Genomic DNA, 16,949 nt, shown 5'->3' with positions numbered 1-16,949 from the left:
TTTTGCATTCTTAAAAACTGAATTTCAGCTATAAACTGAGAATTTCCTCTTCAGAAAAACCTGTCGATTTAGCGATTATAGAAACATCGACATTCTGTTCCTTGAGACTTTTCGCCATTTGGCGTTTTTCCTGATCCGCTTTCGTCCGCTCGGCAGAAGCCCCTTCGGCATAACCAACGGCACGGCCTTCTTCCTTGCCTTCGGCATAAGCGTTTTCGCGTTCAGCCATCACTTCCGTCATTTTCTTTACCTCGCAGTTGAAAAGCTCCTCTGCAAAATTAATCAATTTCACCGATTCAAGCAACCGCCTAAACGTTTCATTCTGCATAATTTTTTCAGGAGCAGGTTCTTCCTTGATAACAACCCTGATAGCACGTAGCCACTGAGCGGCATCAGACTCGTCATCCTTAGTAAATCCCAACTTTTCGAGCTTAAAAAACTTTTCAATTTCCACGAAAACCTTCTGAATCTTCGGGAAGAACTTCTTGCCGTGACACATTTCATCGACATGATGGATATATTCATGTTCTTCTTCCGGGAAAAGTTCAAAATCCAGAAGTCCAAGAAAATAGATATGCGGCAATTCAAATTTTTCGCTCTTATGGACCTGATTTTCAATAACACGAGATACATAGTATTCTACGCGATCCTTGAAAAACTTGTCCTTTTGCTGTTGAATTTCAACAAGAACCTTTTCGCCAGCATTGGTCGTGCCAATAATATCGACAATACAGTTTTTCTTATTGAAAATACCCGGGAATTCCTGCATTTCCAGCGAAATTTCCCCGATGGCATCGCCACCATGCAAGTCAAGCATCGCATTCAACAGCGAAATAAGAAGCGAATGCGACTTTTCCTCCGTGAATACAATTTTGAAAACGCCATCACTCAAAAGATAAGCGTACTTGTACATTTTTTGATACTTGGCAAGGTTCTTCGGATCCTTTTCCATATCCTTAAGCATTTTATAGTGCTGAGAGCAATCCATATTTTGATTCATCCCGCCGAGCGAGATGTCCTTTTTGAATGGTTAAACAGTTGTGATTTGCAAACTAGAACCTCAACAACGACAGCAGAACACAGCGATCGCCACAAGGCAATCGTTCGCAAACCTTTAACGACAAGGCTTTACGTCTACCATATTTTTCTTATGACAGACGGTGCTCTACGTTGATCGCCAGGGGGCCAGTTTCCCCATAGGGTGTATGCTGCCTCGAATTTTTTCGCCTGCCAAGCGAAACAAAGGGAGGTCGGCGTCAAGCAGATAGTGAAACAACCTGCCCGGATCGAATACGCTGTCAGCAGGACGAAGTGCTATCTATACCATGAATATACCATTTCAAAACTAAGCGTGCAAGGGACCGAAGTTTTGGCAGTTTTTAACTGAATCAACAGAAAAAGCAGGTCGTTCACGCGGCCTGCTATATTCATAATTTTCTTTTGGGCGTTCCCCGCATACATGCGGGTCGGGCTATATTTTAGGGTTTGTCACCTTCGCTTCGCTCGTTGCCAATCTCCTAAAACGAAGCCTTGCTTCCGTAAACATCAAAGAGAACAGCACGCAAGTCTTCGCCCCAAGGGGTCACAATCCCTAACGCTTTTTCGCCTTACCTTTTCCATTCGTTTTTCGTCCCGATTCATACACGCTCCCCGGTCGTTCCCACTGATCCCATCCGTAGCCAGGTTTCAGCTGAATCCAGTCGTATGTATCGCGATACCGAATTTGGTTTTCGTAGCGTTTGTCGAACCTGTCCAAAGTTTCCCGCGTATTTGATAGAGTCTGCTTGATCGGTTTGCCGTCCTCGTAATAGATAGTTTGGTTTTCCATAGGCTTGAACCAGTATTCTCCTATCACTTCGAACCCACCATTCACAGCAGCCAAAATATCCGGACAATTATCACGATACACATCATTGGTCAAATAGTTTCCGCCCATATCAGGGAAAGACCAATCGTATGCACAGTATAGCCCAATAATTTTTCCGTTTTCTTCCATAGCCTGAGCTTTGGCTAAGTGCAGGATAAGGATATCATCGCAGTAGCCATCTCTGTTAGGCGGAAAATTAATTTGCCCAGCATAATGGCATACCTGCCTATCGCCAAGGTCAATAAGTTCGCCCGGATGATTCCAAGCCGTAGATTGCATGGAATTTGTGCGGGCAAAACGCCATACACCCGAAGGCTTGGCAGCAAAAGTCAAGACAGAAAGTGTGAGTAATAACAGAAGTATTCTTTTCATGTAGTCCTCATTGACGAATAATGCCGTTTTGCATCGATATTGAACAAGTATTGCTACTGGCCGTATTCGATCTCTTTTGTGGTATGTGGCAAGATTATCTTTTCAAGTTCTTCTAGAGTCATGGATAGTCTCCATCCATATATCGCATTTGGCTACGGAATTGCCAAAAGAAAATCAACTTAAAAGCGACATATGAACACCCATTTTATATTCATATGCCGCTAATCGCAGATGTATAAAATACCATTATTTTTTTCTTAAGTCATCCAATCGTTTTTATGTGTTGTCCCTTCTCATTGAAAACTAAAGTTTGACCACCAGGAATATTGACAGATACAGTCGCTGACGTATAACCAGCAAGTTTGTAACCTGAATATTTATGAATGTGCGCGACCCAATTTCCAGTTTCGTCCCAAATTGTGATATCTGCATCATCTTCAGTAACAGTGGCTATCATAATTTACCTCTTATTTCATCCCGCATTCTATTACACACCATGTCGTGCGGGTTCCGGCACAGTGCGTTTTGCGTTTGCAAATGGTTTTATCAAATTCCTTATTAATCAAAATTAAGGGTAATTTCGTTTTCGGGAGAATTTTTCAACGAATCCATTTCTGATTCAAAAGCCTTTAATTCTTTTTTCCATGCACTAAGAGTATACTCGTTCACAGCATGAGTTCTTTCAGCTTCTTCAATTTTTCCTTGATATGCGATAATGTTAATTTTTAACTCTTCTAGCCTATTTTCTTTAGCCTCGTTATTGTAATCCATAGATTCTAAGTTCCCTTGTAAAAGAGAAGTTTTAATAACTGAACGAAATACATTTAATGTTGCACAAGTTACGAATCCTCGTTTGTTTTTTTCTTCGGCCAAAAGTTCCATAGCAGGAAGAATATCGCAATCACCACTTCAAATGCAATGAATATAACTGATTTCGTTTCGGGAGCCGCATCACTTAAAAGGAAAGCGAACGAAGCCATTAGAATCGCGAGTATCAGCAAACTTGTGACAATCCTTATCAAGACTGTCCCGAATTTCACAAAGAAAAAAAACATCACGGCGGTCATCACGACATGAAGGATGAGAAGATTTTCTTTAAATGAATCCTTGTAAGATGGACAGACCTGATCAATAAAAGCTAACAGTAGTATCATCGGCAAAAAAGCAAGTATTGCAGAAATGGCTATTCGGACAATCGCTTGCTTAAATTTGCGTGTGGAATATTTCGATGCATGACAAGGAAATACCACAAGCCACGTGATAAAGGCTCCGATTGTCTTGAAGTGAAGCTTGTCATCGATAAGGCCCTGGGCCCTAGCCTGCGTTTCCTTGTCCAACAAACCCTTTACAAGACGTAAGTGAATGTTGAAAATTTTGCTATCACACCAACCGAAAAAACGTCCGATTTTTTTGACTAAATTGCGACGTTTGGCAAGTTCTTCGTTTTCCATTAGCTGAACCCCTTCCTTTAAACATTCGGGTTTCGCCCCTGTTCAACAAAGAACTTCGTCTGTTTATGCAATAATACAAAAAAGGCGCAGATCGTTGCATTTATCCAAACGGGGCTCTGCAAAGCCTAAGAACGATAAACGCAAACGACCCACGCCCCGAAAGGGCTGTTGCCCTTGGCCATACGACCAAAGACCGACTTAAAAGTCGGTACAGCAAACTGAAACATACCGCTAAAACGGCATGCCTGCGTGAGCGTTCGCCTTGTCCTCGTTCTATTGAAATTTGCAGATTTCGTTTGGAGAACAAGAGCAAAAACTCTATTTCGTTAAAAAAGATAACTTAAAAAAGAGCGAAACGCACAAAAAGTTTACAAAAGAACGATTTTTTCTTCTAAAATGAGACTTTTTTTCAATATTTTTTTCAAAAAAGCGCTCAAATTGTCATATCCTGACATTATCCATTTATATAATAGAAATAGTAAGGTTTAATGCGACAAAACTGCACAAGATTTGTAGCGAACGAACGCATTGGACAATAAAGCAAAAAAATATATATTACATAAAAACATAGGAGAATATCTTATGAGAACACCAAGTAAAGAATTTATGGGGTGCTTAGAGAATAGCGCCGCTTATCAGTATATTCTCCATACAAAAAAACCGGATTTTTCGAAATTAAACAAAATGTGCAAGGAATTCGAGGAATCAATTCTTGAAGCGCAAGAAGCCGACCGCAAAAAAATAGCGGAGGCACTTCACAAATGATTGTCGAATTTTCTGTTTACGACACTCCGGCATTTTCTGTAGAGCACTTATTCGATTCACCCGAAAATCAGACTCTCGTAGAAAACTTCAATGTTTCAAACGAAGCTCTTGGATTGGAACTTTATCTAAAGGAACAATCTATCACAGACGAGACCAACAAGATGAGCAGGACTTATCTTGTGAAGGATAAAGTCACCGGTGAGCTAGTCGGCTATTTTTCACTTAAAACAGGCCTGATTACTTTGCAAGTTTTCAAGGACGCATTTGAATCTATTCCTGCTATAGAACTTGCAAACTTTGCAGTAAACAACGCATACCGCAAGAACCATCCAGGAATCAAGCGTATCGGTTATTTCATTTTTCTCTCGTTTATTCGGCCATTGGCAGAATCAATCGGTAAATTCATCGGCGTAAATGCTCTATACATTTACGCATTGCCCCAAGAAAAATTGATAGAGCATTATAAGACCATGGGCTTTTCAAGATTACCCATAGAGCAAGAAAAATTTGTACAAAGCCATGTTAAACCCAAATATGACGAGGGTTGCATATTCATGTATCAAACTCTATAAGCCCAGGCGTTGCGGGCTGGCGTCTGAAGCCCGCTAGAGTGGGTAGCGGAAGCCCCCGGCTGAAGCGAGGGAGAGGCTTCTCCCTCCCCCATGTGGCTTTTTCACTAACATTTCTCTCGTCTCTCGTCTCTAGCCTCTCGTCTAATTACTAAATTTGACCCACTATGTTTTCACAGCTGACTGATTCTCTAGAAAATACCCTCAAGAACCTGCGTGGGCAGGGCAAACTCACCGAAGAAAACGTGGCCGAATCGCTGCGTGAAGTCCGTCGTGCGTTCCTCGCTGCCGACGTGAACTTCAACGTGACTCGCGACTTTGTAAAGTCCGTCAAGGAAAAGTCCATGGGCGCCGAAGTGCTCAATTCCGTGACCCCGGGTCAGCAGATTGTGAAGATTATCCACGACGAACTTGTGGCCGTCATGGGTGGCGAAACTAAGGAAATCAATCTTTCCGCACCGTCTCCGGTGGGCATCATGATGGTTGGTCTGCAGGGTTCGGGTAAGACGACTTTCGCAGGCAAGATCGCACTCTGGATGCGCAGCAAGAAGAAGAGGAAGCCGCTCCTCGTTGCCGCTGACGTTTACCGTCCGGCCGCTATCAAGCAGTTGCAGGTGCTCGGCAAGTCCATCGGCGTTCCGGTTTATGACGAAGGCCAGGGCAATCCGGTCGAAATCATCAAGCACGGCTACCAGTATGCTAAGGACAACGGTTTTGACCTCGTGATTTACGATACGGCAGGCCGCTTGCAGATTGACGAAGAGCTGATGCAGGAACTCGAAAAGGCCCGCGATGCGGTTCATCCAGACGAAATTTTGTTCGTTGCCGATGCTATGATTGGTCAGGAAGCAGTGAATGTCGCCGAGACGTTCTGGAACCGCCTGAACTTCACGGGCGTCTGCCTCTCGAAGATGGATGGCGATACCCGCGGCGGTGCAGCGCTTAGCATCAAGAAGATGACGGGCGTGCCTATATGCTTTATCGGTGTTGGCGAAAAGCTGAACGAAATCGACCTTTTCCACCCGGACCGCATGGCTAGCCGAATCCTCGGCATGGGCGACGTGGTATCCCTCGTGGAAAAAGCACAGCAGGTCATCGATGAAAAGGACGCGAAGGACCTCAAGAAAAAGATTCTCAACAACACGTTCGACTTGAACGACTTCTTGAAGCAGCTCCGCACGATCAAGAAGCTCGGCCGCATCAAGGACATTTTGAGCCTCATCCCGGGCTTAAACAAGCTCCCTCTCGACCAGATTGACGAAAAGCAGTTGGTCTATGTGGAAGCTGTCCTCAGCTCCATGACGCCGAAGGAACGCAAAAAGCCGCAGATTATCGACGGTAGCCGCAAGGCCCGTATCGCAAAGGGTTCCGGCACGGATGCCGCCCGCGTGAACGCAGTGCTCAAGCAGTACGAAAGCATGAAGGAAATGTTCAAGAAGGTCGGCGATTTCGCCAAGCGCCAGAACAACGGCGGTACCATCGGTTCAAACTACACCCCGCCTAAAGACAAGAACAAGAAAAAGAAGCGCTAAGCGCCGCATTTTAAAAGTCCGTTTGCAAAAGCAAGCGGACTTTTTTTATAATCTAGGCTTTGAAATTTTCACGCCACCAAATCCATCAAATCAAAGTACATCAGGCGCGTATGGGGATCGTCATCTTCGATGTTCATAAAGCGAAACCCGTTTTTCTCATAAAAAGGAACCGCCTTCAAATACGCATCAACCGTCAAGAATCGGCAACCCGTCTTATTTTCAAAGACAAACATCGACTTGATGTAATCTAAAACTGTCGTCCCTATTTGACGACCTTTCGCAGATTCATCAACGCCCATCCGGCAGAGTTTAACCGCAGGATAGCTTTTCAAACGTTTTTCATTTGGAAAGCCCTGCTTTTTACGAAAACGATTGAATTCGGTCTTATCCTTGAAATCACCCACGGCAACCTTGTCATTGGCAAGACTGCAATAGGCATAGACTTTACTCGCATCGTCAACATCAACACAAGCGTAACTGACTGACAGCAGATATTTTTGAAATTCTGGAGCCCGATTAAGTATAAAATCGTTTAAATCTTTATCGCCACAATCAAAAGCCTTTACACCATTTGTCGGATCTAAACGAATAAATTTCAACGGGTAATTACTATTTACACTTTTCGGAAACAAGGATCAACACCTCCATTGGCTTCTTCGCGGGCACGCTTTTCAGCCATACCCAGCTCGTAAGCCTTTTTCATATATTCGTAGTTCCGCAAACGACGGGCTCGAACTTCTGGAGGTTCTGGGCGACGTTCCTGCATCGCCGCAAGAAAGCGGCGGGCATCTTCGCCAAAGAGAATCGGAGTTTCACGAATGGGTCTAGCCATAGCTATGTCCTTTATTTTTCATATAAGTAACGCATCTAATAACTATGGAGTATCACTAGACTGGTGAAACCCGGCAACACACTACTAAGGTGGTTTCTATAATATAAAATGTTCAATTTTCAAAAACAAGGGGTCGCGCTGCACGCCTTTCATTTTGCAATCAATAGGCGACATTTCGCCCATAACGCAAAACAACACTAGATATTCATTCTCGCGCCGATGGTTCTGATAATCGTATTGATGATTTCGTCGCGACCACCCTTGAGGGACATCTTGTTCCTGTACATCATGGCGTCGGCGCGTTCAAAGACTGCGGCTGTATTTTTGTCGTGAGCCTTGTCGTACACGGAAATGCCGCAAGCCACAATAACCTTATCTTCTTCGGCATTGCGCTTTACGGTTTCATAAAATTGCTGTGAAAGCTCTTCGCGGTTAGTGAAATCAGACCCACGCAAAACTACAACAAATTCATCACCGCCCACGCGGAATACGGGGCTATGCTTAAAGGTTTCGCAAATAAGCTTAGCCGCATCCCTAATGTATATATCACCCGTCTTGTGCCCTTGCGTATCGTTTACAGTCTTGAGGCCGTTCACATCACAAAGAGCAATGGCAAACTCGATATCCTTACCACACTTGATCTGCTCATCTAGTTGCTTTTCGAATTCGTTGTAAGCATTCTTGTTCCTGATGCCAGTCAAATCATCATGACGCGCTTTCTCGTAGTTGGCGCTCGCCTCTTCCCTGATTTTCTGTTCACGGCGCACCTGGGCATCGACATTAGTCACACTGATGACAACGTGATTCTTGTCGGCATAGACAGCCACCAAATTCACATACATTGGGCCCGTCGGGCTATTCAGTCGGTACGTTAGCGAGAACACGCCATGCTCATCGAGTTCGCGCAAGAACGTTTCGCGTTCCAGCGCCGCAATTAGCAGCGGGATATCATCTTTATAGATAACCTGCATGGCATCCTTCTTCAGCTGATTGAAGAAGTCATCGCCTTCAACGGTAATGCTCAACTCGCAGAACAAGCGTTCGCTCTTGTACTGTGCAAAATGGTCCGTCACCAAATCCACCATGTACAAGGCATCATAGCGCTCAGCAAGCGCCATCACAATTTGTCCGTAAACCTTGCTCTTGGACGCCTTCTGTTCCAATTCCAATCGTTCACGTTCCTGCTTATCAATGTTGGTCACACCAATAATCAAATATTCCCGCCCCTGCGAATGCCCAAGGACAGCCTTCATCTGGAACCAGACAGGTTCCCCTTCCACCAGCAGACGGTACTTGAAATTAAAAACGTTATCGTCTTGAATCGCTTTCAAGAGCGTTTCGCGGTTGATATGCTCCGAGAACGACTGTTTGTCTTCGGGATAGACGACGGCTTCCACATTGACCTTCGTATCCGCCCAAAAATCTCGCGTATCGGTCAGTCCTAGCTTGGTATGCTTGCCTCGAAATGCAAACATAGCATACTGATTAGTCTCGTTATCGACAAAGAATACGCACTCGTAATCAAGTGAAAGTGCAGATGCAACATCTTCAAAAGTCAATTGCATATCCATAGAATGGCCCCTCAAATCATTATACATACTTAATATAACTCTTTATTTGGGGAGAAAATCGAAAAACAACTGGAATTCAGCCACAGATTGTAAGAAGTTTGAAGTATATCACACATAGGTAATCCGCCGGCTCAAATTTGGCGTTTTTGAATGAATTTCGGCAATTTTATAGTTTTTCGCACCGCTCAACAAATTAATTTATAAGAAAAGGACGGATTTTTTTTCATTGCCGTCCTTTACACACAAAAGCAAGTTTGCTATATTTGGCATCAAAAGAACTAAAACCCCGAAATTTCGGGAAAAACCCCATAAAGAGGTATAAAATGGCAACTGTTATCCGTCTCGCCCGCTTCGGCAAGCGTCACAACCCGATCTACCGCATCGTCGTCATCGACAACCGCAAGGCTCGCGACGATAGCTTTATCGAACAGGTCGGTTTCTTCAACCCGAACCTCAAGCAGCCGGAAATCCGCTTCGAACAGGAAAAGGTCCTCAAGTGGCTCTCCGTCGGTGCACAGCCGTCTGACACTGTCAAGTCTCTCCTCAAGAAGACTGGCATTTCTGACTTGTTCCACGACCTCAAGGCCAACCGCTCCATCGAAGGCAAGGCTCCGGTCGCTCGCGAAATCAAGTCCAAGCAGCGCAAGTTGAGCCCGAAGGCTCAGGCTCGCCTCGAAGCCGAAAAGGCTGCCAAGGAAGCTGCTGAAGCTCCGGCCGCTGAAGAAGCACAGGCTTAATTACGCCTTTAATAAAGAGTCTCGTGCCGCATGCACGGGACTTTTTTCTTTAGCAAACCACAAACAACCATCTCTCGTCTCTAGTCTCTCGTCTTTCTTCTAAGAAATGCCCGATTCCGAAGAATACATCACCGTCTGCCAGCTCATGCGTGCGCATGGCGTCAAAGGCTACATCAAAGCGATGCCCCTGACCCACGACCTGACTCGCTGCAAGAGCCTTAAAGACGTGCGCGTTCAAAAGAGGAATGGCGAAGTTTTGGAACTCACCCTCGAAGATGCCAAGCAGGCAAACAACCTCTGGCTTTTGAAATTCAAGGGTTTCGACACTCCAGAAGCACTCTCCCCGCTCGTCAATGGCGACGTCATGATTCCCGAATCCGAACGTCTCCCGCTCCCCGAAGGCGAATACTATCTTGACGACCTGGAAGGTTTCCGCGTCCACACCGAAGACGGTCGCGACGTTGGCGAAGTCATCGAAGTGCAAGAACTGATGACGGTCGATGCGTTCCTCATCAAGTTCGACCTTGCCGTGCAATCCGAATTCAGCAGCAAGTCCATCCTCGCCCCTTGGATTGACGATTGCGTCAAGGAAATCAACGACGAAGAAAAGTTCATTGTTTGTGATAGCGACTATTTAAAATCCGTTTGCCCGGAGGAACGATGAAGATCGACTGCATCACCATCTTCCCCGAAATGTTCGCGCCGATGAAAAGTTCAATCATGGGCCGCGCACAGGCAAAAGGCTTGTTTGAGTTCAATACAGTCTATCTGCGAGACTTCGCCATCAACGCCTACGGGCAGGTGGACGATGTTCCGTATGGTGGCGAACCGGGCATGGTACTCCGTCCCGAACCGCTTGCGAAAGCCATTCGCAGCACGGGAGTCAAGGAAGATGGCGGAAAAGTCATCTACCTCACGGCAGATGGCGTCCCCTTCACACACAAGATTGCCAAAGAACTCTCTCAAGAAAACCACCTTGTTCTTGTCTGCGGACACTACAAGGGAATCGATGACCGCATCCGCCAGACCGAGGTCGACATGGAAATTTCCATCGGCGATTTTGTCGTGAGCGGAGGCGAACTTCCGGCGATGCTCGTCACGGACGCCGTAGTGCGACTGCTGGACGGGGCTCTAGGCCACAAGGAATCCGGTGAAACGGACTCCTTCGCGCAAGGCGTTTTGGGCTGGCCTGTCTACACCCGCCCCGAAGAATTCGAAGGAAAAAAGGTGCCTGAGGTGCTACTTTCCGGTCATCACAAGAACATTTCAGAGTGGAGACGTCAAGAATCGTTAAAAAGAACGCAAGAAAGACGCCCCGACATCTTTAAAAATCTTGAAATAAATACTACATTTGGCGACAAATAATAACGAGGTACACATTATGTCCCTGAACATTGAAGCAATCCAAAACGAAAATTTGAAGACCGACCTTCCGGAATTCCGTGCTGGCGATACCGTTACCGTTAACGTCAAGGTTATCGAAGGTACCAAGGAACGTATCCAGCCGTTCAAGGGCGTCGTTATTCAGCAGAAGAACTCTGGCATCGGCAAGTCCATCACGGTCCGCAAGATGTCCGGTGCAGTCGCTGTCGAACGTATCTTCCCGGTCAACTCCCCGCGCATCGACTCCATCATTGTCGAACGCTCCGGTAAGGTTCACCAGGCTCGCATTTACTACATGCGCGACCTCCGCGGTAAGGCTGCACGTATCGAAGAACGCCAGGCTTAATTAGCCGGACTTCGAAGGCGGTTATTTCCCGATGATTACGGGGAATTCGCAACCAAGACTTATCCCGCCCACGCGACTCCGCGTGAAGGCGGGTTTTGTTGTATCCTCACCAGAGGACGAAGACAAGAAAATCATCCTTTTGAACGAAGGTGAGCTTGTCGCACTCGATCCAAAAGCGAACAACAAGGTCGTTTTCAAAATCCATCCCGGAAATCTCGTGGGCGTAGGCGCCCTGCTTGAACGCGAACCCGTACGCTATATTTTCCAGGCGACCACCGATTCCACCATCACCATCATCAATGACGAGTGCATGGAATCCGAGCTAAAGGCGCTCCCCGTCTGGCTTTTGGCAGCTATCAAGGCGATTTCGGCCAAAACGCGCCGTATCAACGAGTCCATCCGCGCCGCAAAGACGGAAAATCCGCTCGAAAGCCTCGCCTCTTTCTGCAAATTCTACAGCAAAGACGAAATTTTGCAAAAGCAGTTGCTGTTGCAAGAATTCTCGTGGCTCACCAAGACGCCGTTCCCCGCTGCAAACGAAGCTCTAAAGACGCTTATCCGCCGCAAGATGCTTATCCAGCAAGCCAACGGCTCAACGCTTACCGTCCCGGACCCGCGCCTTCTCGAAATTTTTGCGGATTACCTCAAGACGCAAGAACTTGAACTTCCGTGGCTACCGTTCAAGCTCACGCTCCAGCAAAAGAGATGTCTCGTTTGGCTATCGACTCTCGAACCAGACACGACCATAGAAGGTTCCGCATGGATGAATTTATTCAAGGAACATAACCTTGAAGTTGGCGTTACAGACTGGCTCCAAATGCAGCAATTTGAATGGTTCATCGAAAAAGAGAACCATCTGTTTGCCCTTAATTTTGACAAAGTAAATTACTATTTATTGGCTTTGCAGTACGAGCCAAATCTCAAGGGGACGGTCAAATGATTTTAAGAGAAGGCGAAAATCTCTGCCTGCAAGGCGACCTCACCCATTCATTTTACATCGTCAAAAGCGGTGCGCTTACAGCAACTTCCAAGGACGAGCAAAACGGCACACAAGTCCTGAATTTCGGCCCTGGATCCACATTTGGCGAACTCAGCCTCATCGCAGGCGAGCCCATGGAATACACGGTCCACGCCGAAGAAGATTGCGAAATCGAAGTCGTTCCGCAAAGCGCCTTGCACGACACGATGAAAGAACAGCCCATCTGGCTCAAGTCCATTCTCGCGTTCCTCACACAGCGCAACCACATTGCGCAAGAGAACAAGCGCAAAAGCGACTTGATCACAACTTTCCCGTCGCTGTTGTTTGTGCTTTCGAGAATGCCAGCAAAAGATATTAGTTTAGTCGCACTACAAGACGAAATCGCTCAATTTTCAAAACTTTCCGCACTTGGTACATATAAACTATTAATCATTTTACAGGACTTTAAGCTCGTCCGTTTGCAATCGGAATCCGCATCTGTTGAGAACAAGCCACTGATCAAGATTCTCTACGAAACGCTCCGCCATCGCGCCATATACAAGAGCACATCGCCGAACATTCTTTCGCTTACCGACCAAGCTATCCTCACCGCATTCGTGAAAGCTGCCTGCGACAAAGGCGAGCTCCAGTCCGACGGTCTCGTTGCAGTAAACTTGAACGATTTGATTGAGCAGACCAAGCGTACCATGCACGGGATGAGCCTCACCCCGCGCAATTTCGAAACGCTTTTGCAAAAGCAGCTCCTCAAAGAGCTCCCCAAAGACAAATATTGCGCCAACTTCGACAGGCTCCTAAACCTGCTCGAACTCAATCGAATCTACCCGTTGCTAGACAAGAAGCTACTCTAAATTTTCTATTTTTATTCCGTATCAAACAATAAACCTCAATAGAACAAGGTTCAATATGAAACTCTCTGCACTTCTCGTGACACTTTCCTCCATCGCCGCTTTCGCTCAGGATGCAGCCGCACAGCCGGAACAGCCGGGTGCTCTCGCTAGCTTCCTCCCGCTCATCCTCCTCTTTGTGGTGATGTGGCTCTTCTTCATCCGCCCGAAGCAGAAGGAAATGAAGCAGATGGACGAAATGCGCAAGCAGCTCAAGAAGGGCGACAAGGTCATGACCGCCGCAGGCATCATCGGCACCATCGCTAGCATGGAAGAAAACATCATCACGCTCCGCACTGGCACCTCCACCATCGAATTCGAAAAGGCAGCCATTCTCCGCGTCATCAACAACGACACTTCCGCTAAGGTCGAAGAAAAGAAGTAATCATGGCCATTCTCCCCATCAGAATTTACGGTGACCCGGTGCTTCGCAAAAAGTGCGAACCCATCACCGAAATCACGCCGGAACTCCGCCAGCTCGCAAAAGACATGCTCGAAACCATGTACGATGCTCCGGGCTGCGGCCTTGCCGCTCCGCAGATTGGCAAGAACATCCGTCTCGTGGTCATTGACACCGCCATTCCAGACGAAGAGGAACCGCGTCCGTACATCATGTTCAATCCTGAATGGGAAGCTGAACCGGATGCCAAGAACGTCGATTACGATGAAGGTTGCCTCTCCCTCCCGGAAATTTTCTGCAACGTTGTCCGTCCGGACCGCGTGACAGTGCGTTTCTTTGACATCAATGGCGAAGCCCAGGAAATTCATAACTGCGAAGGTCTGTTCGCCCGCTGCATCCAGCACGAATGCGACCACCTCAACGGCGACCTCTTTGTCGATAAGATCTCGACGTCGGACCGCACGATGAATCAGTCCAAGCTCCGCAAAATGGCAAAAGAAACCCAGGCAAAGCTCAAAAAGAAATAAGGTCCATGGGCCTGCTCCAGATATTTTCAGCAGTTGCTTTGACGACACTCTCTTTGGCGACCTCATCTCTTGCGGCCGGCAATTCTGAGTATAGCCCGATCGAAGCAAACAGCGTATCCGAGCAGACCATCGTTCCTCAAAAAATCAAGAAAGAGCTCAACCGCCCTATCCAGGTGGGCGTCTTTGTCGGTGTGCCAAACATTTTCGTCCGTCAAAAGAACGAAGAACTGCACATCACCGCCTCTAAAGGCAAACTCAAAATCAAGACAAAATCAAAGCGCCAGCAAACCGCAGACCGACGCGTTTTCAAGGCCACAGGATCTTCCGCAAGCGATTGCATCGCCATTGCAACAGACAAGGCAGGCCTCAATAAAGCCTGCTACAACGGCGAATTTATCGTCACCGCCAATGGCAACAAGCTAAACGCCATCAACGTCATCGACATTGAAGATTACTTGCGTGGCGTCGTTCCTTACGAAATCGGCAAACTCGACGAATCCAAGTTCGAAGCGCTCAAGGCACAAGCTGTTGCCGCACGCACCTACGCGTACAAGCACTTCGGCAGCCGAGTCGCACAAGGCTTTGACGTTTACGCCGACACACGCGACCAAGTCTACAAAGGCCTCCACAGCGCCACTGCACTTACAGACAAAGCAGTCCGCGAAACCGAAGGCGTCGTGATGACGTACAACGGAGAATTCATCACAGCCTATTACCATTCCACTTGCGGTGGCGAAACTGAAGGCGTTGTCACCTGGGGTCGCCCAGACCACCCCTATCTCAAAAACAAGCCAGATCTCCGCCCCGACGGAACGCCGTGGTGCCGCGAATCCAACTACACCGAATGGACTCGTGAATTTACCGAAGACGAACTTCGCGATTTATTCCAGATAAACGCAAAAGAAGCGAAAGCAAACGTCCCGAGTTTTTCGAGCATCAAGTCGATGCACATTCAAGACACGCTCAAGAGCGGTCGCATCCACACGCTCGTCATCGAAACGAACAACGGTTCTTTCACTGCCAAAGCAGACAAAATCCGCTGGCTTTTCAAGCGCGGTGGCACAATCCTCCCCTCCAGCTTTTTCCGCATCCACAAGAACGGGAATGAATGGATTCTCAAGGGCAAGGGATTCGGACATGGCGTTGGGCTTTGCCAAATGGGCGCTCGCGCTCGCGCACAGGCCGGTCAAAGCTACATCCAGATTTTAACGCACTATTACCCCGGCATCACGCTGGAAAAATTCAAGAGATGATAGTCGTTTTAAGCCAGGGCTGTGCCGCAAATTTCGGTGACGGTGAAAAGATTGCGCGCATTCTCTCGCAAAAATCCGAAGTCACGTTCGAGTTTCCGGAAGCGAAGCCGGCGCATTCCACAAACGCCGAAAATTCCACAAGCGCCGCGAATCTTGAAAATGCCGAGAATTCCACAAGCGCCGAGAATGCCGCGGACTTCCGCACTGAAAAGCCCGAAGCGTTCTACCTGAACGTTTGCACGGTCAAGGGCAACGCGGGCGCCATGAAACTCCTGCGCAAAGCAGCGAGCACATTTCCGGGCGTTCCCATATATATCACGGGTTGCGCCCCCAAGGACTTCCGCGAAGAAGCTCTCCGCACCGTTCCACACGTTCAATTCACAAGCCTGAAAGAACTTGATGCCTCGGCAATATTACCAACCCAGTCCGCGCAATCCCCCTCAAGCCAGATAAACGCGCGCACTCCCGACAGCAATAAAGCCTCTCGCAATGTCCTTCGCGAATCCCCGTTCGTCGGCATCGTGAACATCGAAGAAGGCTGTCTCGACGCTTGCGCCTTTTGCAGCACACATCTCGTCAAAGGCCGCCTCCACAGCTTTGCACCCCAAACCATCGTGGATCAAGTCCAAGCGCTCGTCGATGACGGTTGCCTAGAAATCCAGCTCACCGGCCAAGATTGCGCCTGTTACGGTTTTGACATCGGCACGAATCTCGCCGAACTCACGCAAAGAATCCTCACGCACGTGAACGGCAATTACCGCATCCGCCTCGGCATGGGCAATCCGCGCCATGTCCTCAGCTATCAAGAAGCGCTTTTGAATTGCTTCACGGATGATCGCATTTACAAGTTCATCCACATTCCCGTCCAAAGCGGCAGCGAAAACGTGCTCAAGGCGATGAACCGCCGCCACACAGCACGCGACTACGCAACCCTCGCCCACGCCTTTACCGAGCGATTCCGCAAATTCACGCTCAGCACCGACCTTATCGTCGGCTATCCCGGCGAAACCGCCGCAGATTTCAACGACACGTTAACGCTCTTGAAAGAAACTCGACCGACCGTCTGCAACATCACGCGTTTTGTCACACGCCCAGGCACCGTCGCCGCGCGTCTCGAAACAGCATCCAACCAAGCGGTCTCCGACGATATTAAGCACGAACGTTCCGCGATTCTCGCCGAAGCGTTCCAGCAAATCGCTCTCGAGAACAACCGCGAATGGATTGGCGACGAATGCACCGTCGTCACCGAAAAGCCCGGCTACCGCGCCGGAACCACAATCGCCCGCAACGAGGCCTACCGCCCCGTCGCATTACAAGGCACCTTCCCAGCCGGGAAAACGCTCCGCGTCCGCATCACAGAGGCGGAACCCTTCGCACTGCTCGCAGAACCTCTCGCCTAAAAAGCAGAACAGGTATAAACGGGCAGCGCACATTTTTAACGCACTCCCAAAACATACACAATAGCAAAAAGCCCACGACAA

The 16,949-nt window shown here is 47.8% G+C and carries 21 protein-coding genes; 13 read left to right on the top strand and 8 right to left on the bottom strand.

What is annotated here, in order from left to right:
* Positions 1–28: 28 nt before the first annotated feature.
* The 5 genes from FSU_RS14135 to FSU_RS14115 form a co-directional block, all read right to left on the bottom strand.
* Positions 29–988, bottom strand: coding sequence for an Rpn family recombination-promoting nuclease/putative transposase (locus FSU_RS14135; RefSeq protein WP_041260264.1), 960 nt, complete (start codon positions 986–988; stop codon positions 29–31).
* A gap of 603 nt (positions 989–1,591) precedes the next feature.
* Positions 1,592–2,239 (bottom strand): hypothetical protein, encoded by a 648-nt coding sequence (locus FSU_RS14130; protein ID WP_014547036.1) that lies wholly within the window; start codon positions 2,237–2,239, stop codon positions 1,592–1,594.
* 262 nt (positions 2,240–2,501) lie between these two features.
* Complete coding sequence (locus FSU_RS14125; protein WP_015732295.1) at positions 2,502–2,696, bottom strand: hypothetical protein; 195 nt, start codon at positions 2,694–2,696, stop codon at positions 2,502–2,504.
* A 101-nt stretch (positions 2,697–2,797) separates the two neighbouring features.
* On the bottom strand, positions 2,798–3,010 hold the full coding sequence (locus tag FSU_RS14120; protein ID WP_015732294.1) for a hypothetical protein: 213 nt from the start codon (positions 3,008–3,010) through the stop codon (positions 2,798–2,800).
* Between the two features lie 68 nt (positions 3,011–3,078).
* On the bottom strand, positions 3,079–3,690 hold the full coding sequence (locus FSU_RS14115; RefSeq protein WP_014547035.1) for a hypothetical protein: 612 nt from the start codon (positions 3,688–3,690) through the stop codon (positions 3,079–3,081).
* A 582-nt stretch (positions 3,691–4,272) separates the two neighbouring features.
* On the opposite strand from FSU_RS14115, the gene FSU_RS14110 reads away from it, so the two are divergent.
* The 3 genes from FSU_RS14110 to ffh all read left to right on the top strand — a co-directional run bounded on the left by FSU_RS14110 (position 4,273) and on the right by ffh (position 6,556).
* Entirely contained in the window at positions 4,273–4,455 is a 183-nt protein-coding gene (locus FSU_RS14110; RefSeq protein WP_015732293.1) for a hypothetical protein, read from the top strand.
* The gene (locus tag FSU_RS14105; RefSeq protein WP_015732292.1) at positions 4,452–5,027 is read left to right on the top strand and encodes a hypothetical protein; all 576 of its coding nucleotides are present in this window, start codon (positions 4,452–4,454) and stop codon (positions 5,025–5,027) included. Before FSU_RS14110 ends, FSU_RS14105 begins: the two co-directional genes overlap by 4 nt.
* Positions 5,028–5,191: 164 nt before the next feature.
* Positions 5,192–6,556 carry a signal recognition particle protein gene (gene ffh / locus FSU_RS14100; RefSeq protein ID WP_014547033.1) on the top strand — a complete coding sequence of 455 codons (1,365 nt, stop codon included), beginning with the start codon at positions 5,192–5,194 and terminating at the stop codon, positions 6,554–6,556.
* 68 nt (positions 6,557–6,624) lie between these two features.
* Here the strand turns inward: ffh and FSU_RS14095 are convergent, their stop codons facing one another.
* The 3 genes from FSU_RS14095 to FSU_RS14085 all read right to left on the bottom strand — a co-directional run bounded on the left by FSU_RS14095 (position 6,625) and on the right by FSU_RS14085 (position 8,959).
* Positions 6,625–7,155, bottom strand: a complete 531-nt coding sequence (locus FSU_RS14095; protein WP_014547032.1) for a GNAT family N-acetyltransferase — start codon at positions 7,153–7,155, stop codon at positions 6,625–6,627.
* Between the two features lie 14 nt (positions 7,156–7,169).
* Positions 7,170–7,388: a hypothetical protein gene (locus tag FSU_RS14090; RefSeq protein WP_014547031.1), complete on the bottom strand. Its 219-nt coding sequence runs from the start codon at positions 7,386–7,388 to the stop codon at positions 7,170–7,172.
* 197 nt (positions 7,389–7,585) lie between these two features.
* Complete coding sequence (locus FSU_RS14085; protein WP_015732290.1) at positions 7,586–8,959, bottom strand: GGDEF domain-containing protein; 1,374 nt, start codon at positions 8,957–8,959, stop codon at positions 7,586–7,588.
* A 323-nt stretch (positions 8,960–9,282) separates the two neighbouring features.
* Between FSU_RS14085 and rpsP the strand changes: the two genes are divergently transcribed.
* The 10 genes from rpsP (at position 9,283) to FSU_RS14035 (ending at position 16,868) form a co-directional block, all read left to right on the top strand.
* Positions 9,283–9,696, top strand: a complete 414-nt coding sequence (gene rpsP, locus FSU_RS16705) for a 30S ribosomal protein S16 (RefSeq protein ID WP_014547029.1) — start codon at positions 9,283–9,285, stop codon at positions 9,694–9,696.
* A 106-nt stretch (positions 9,697–9,802) separates the two neighbouring features.
* Positions 9,803–10,360, top strand: coding sequence for a ribosome maturation factor RimM (gene rimM, locus FSU_RS14075; protein WP_014547028.1), 558 nt, complete (start codon positions 9,803–9,805; stop codon positions 10,358–10,360).
* Complete coding sequence (gene trmD, locus FSU_RS14070; RefSeq protein WP_014547027.1) at positions 10,357–11,061, top strand: tRNA (guanosine(37)-N1)-methyltransferase TrmD; 705 nt, start codon at positions 10,357–10,359, stop codon at positions 11,059–11,061. The genes rimM and trmD overlap by 4 nt, the downstream gene beginning before the upstream one ends.
* A gap of 16 nt (positions 11,062–11,077) precedes the next feature.
* Entirely contained in the window at positions 11,078–11,425 is a 348-nt protein-coding gene (gene rplS / locus FSU_RS14065; protein WP_014547026.1) for a 50S ribosomal protein L19, read from the top strand.
* A gap of 31 nt (positions 11,426–11,456) precedes the next feature.
* Entirely contained in the window at positions 11,457–12,365 is a 909-nt protein-coding gene (locus FSU_RS14060) for a Crp/Fnr family transcriptional regulator (protein WP_015732289.1), read from the top strand.
* Entirely contained in the window at positions 12,362–13,252 is an 891-nt protein-coding gene (locus FSU_RS14055; protein ID WP_014547024.1) for a Crp/Fnr family transcriptional regulator, read from the top strand. The genes FSU_RS14060 and FSU_RS14055 overlap by 4 nt, the downstream gene beginning before the upstream one ends.
* Before the next feature lie 55 nt (positions 13,253–13,307).
* Complete coding sequence (gene yajC, locus FSU_RS14050) at positions 13,308–13,673, top strand: preprotein translocase subunit YajC (RefSeq protein ID WP_015732288.1); 366 nt, start codon at positions 13,308–13,310, stop codon at positions 13,671–13,673.
* 2 nt (positions 13,674–13,675) lie between these two features.
* Positions 13,676–14,215 (top strand): peptide deformylase, encoded by a 540-nt coding sequence (def, locus tag FSU_RS14045; protein ID WP_014547023.1) that lies wholly within the window; start codon positions 13,676–13,678, stop codon positions 14,213–14,215.
* A 38-nt stretch (positions 14,216–14,253) separates the two neighbouring features.
* Entirely contained in the window at positions 14,254–15,468 is a 1,215-nt protein-coding gene (locus tag FSU_RS14040) for a SpoIID/LytB domain-containing protein (RefSeq protein WP_014547022.1), read from the top strand.
* Complete coding sequence (locus tag FSU_RS14035) at positions 15,465–16,868, top strand: MiaB/RimO family radical SAM methylthiotransferase (protein WP_014547021.1); 1,404 nt, start codon at positions 15,465–15,467, stop codon at positions 16,866–16,868. Before FSU_RS14040 ends, FSU_RS14035 begins: the two co-directional genes overlap by 4 nt.
* Positions 16,869–16,949: the final 81 nt, after the last annotated feature.

Origin of the sequence: Fibrobacter succinogenes subsp. succinogenes S85 (assembly GCF_000146505.1) — a bacterium.
Taxonomy (GTDB): Bacteria; Fibrobacterota; Fibrobacteria; order Fibrobacterales; family Fibrobacteraceae; genus Fibrobacter; species Fibrobacter succinogenes.
This window is presented reverse-complemented; position numbering and strand designations above follow the sequence as displayed.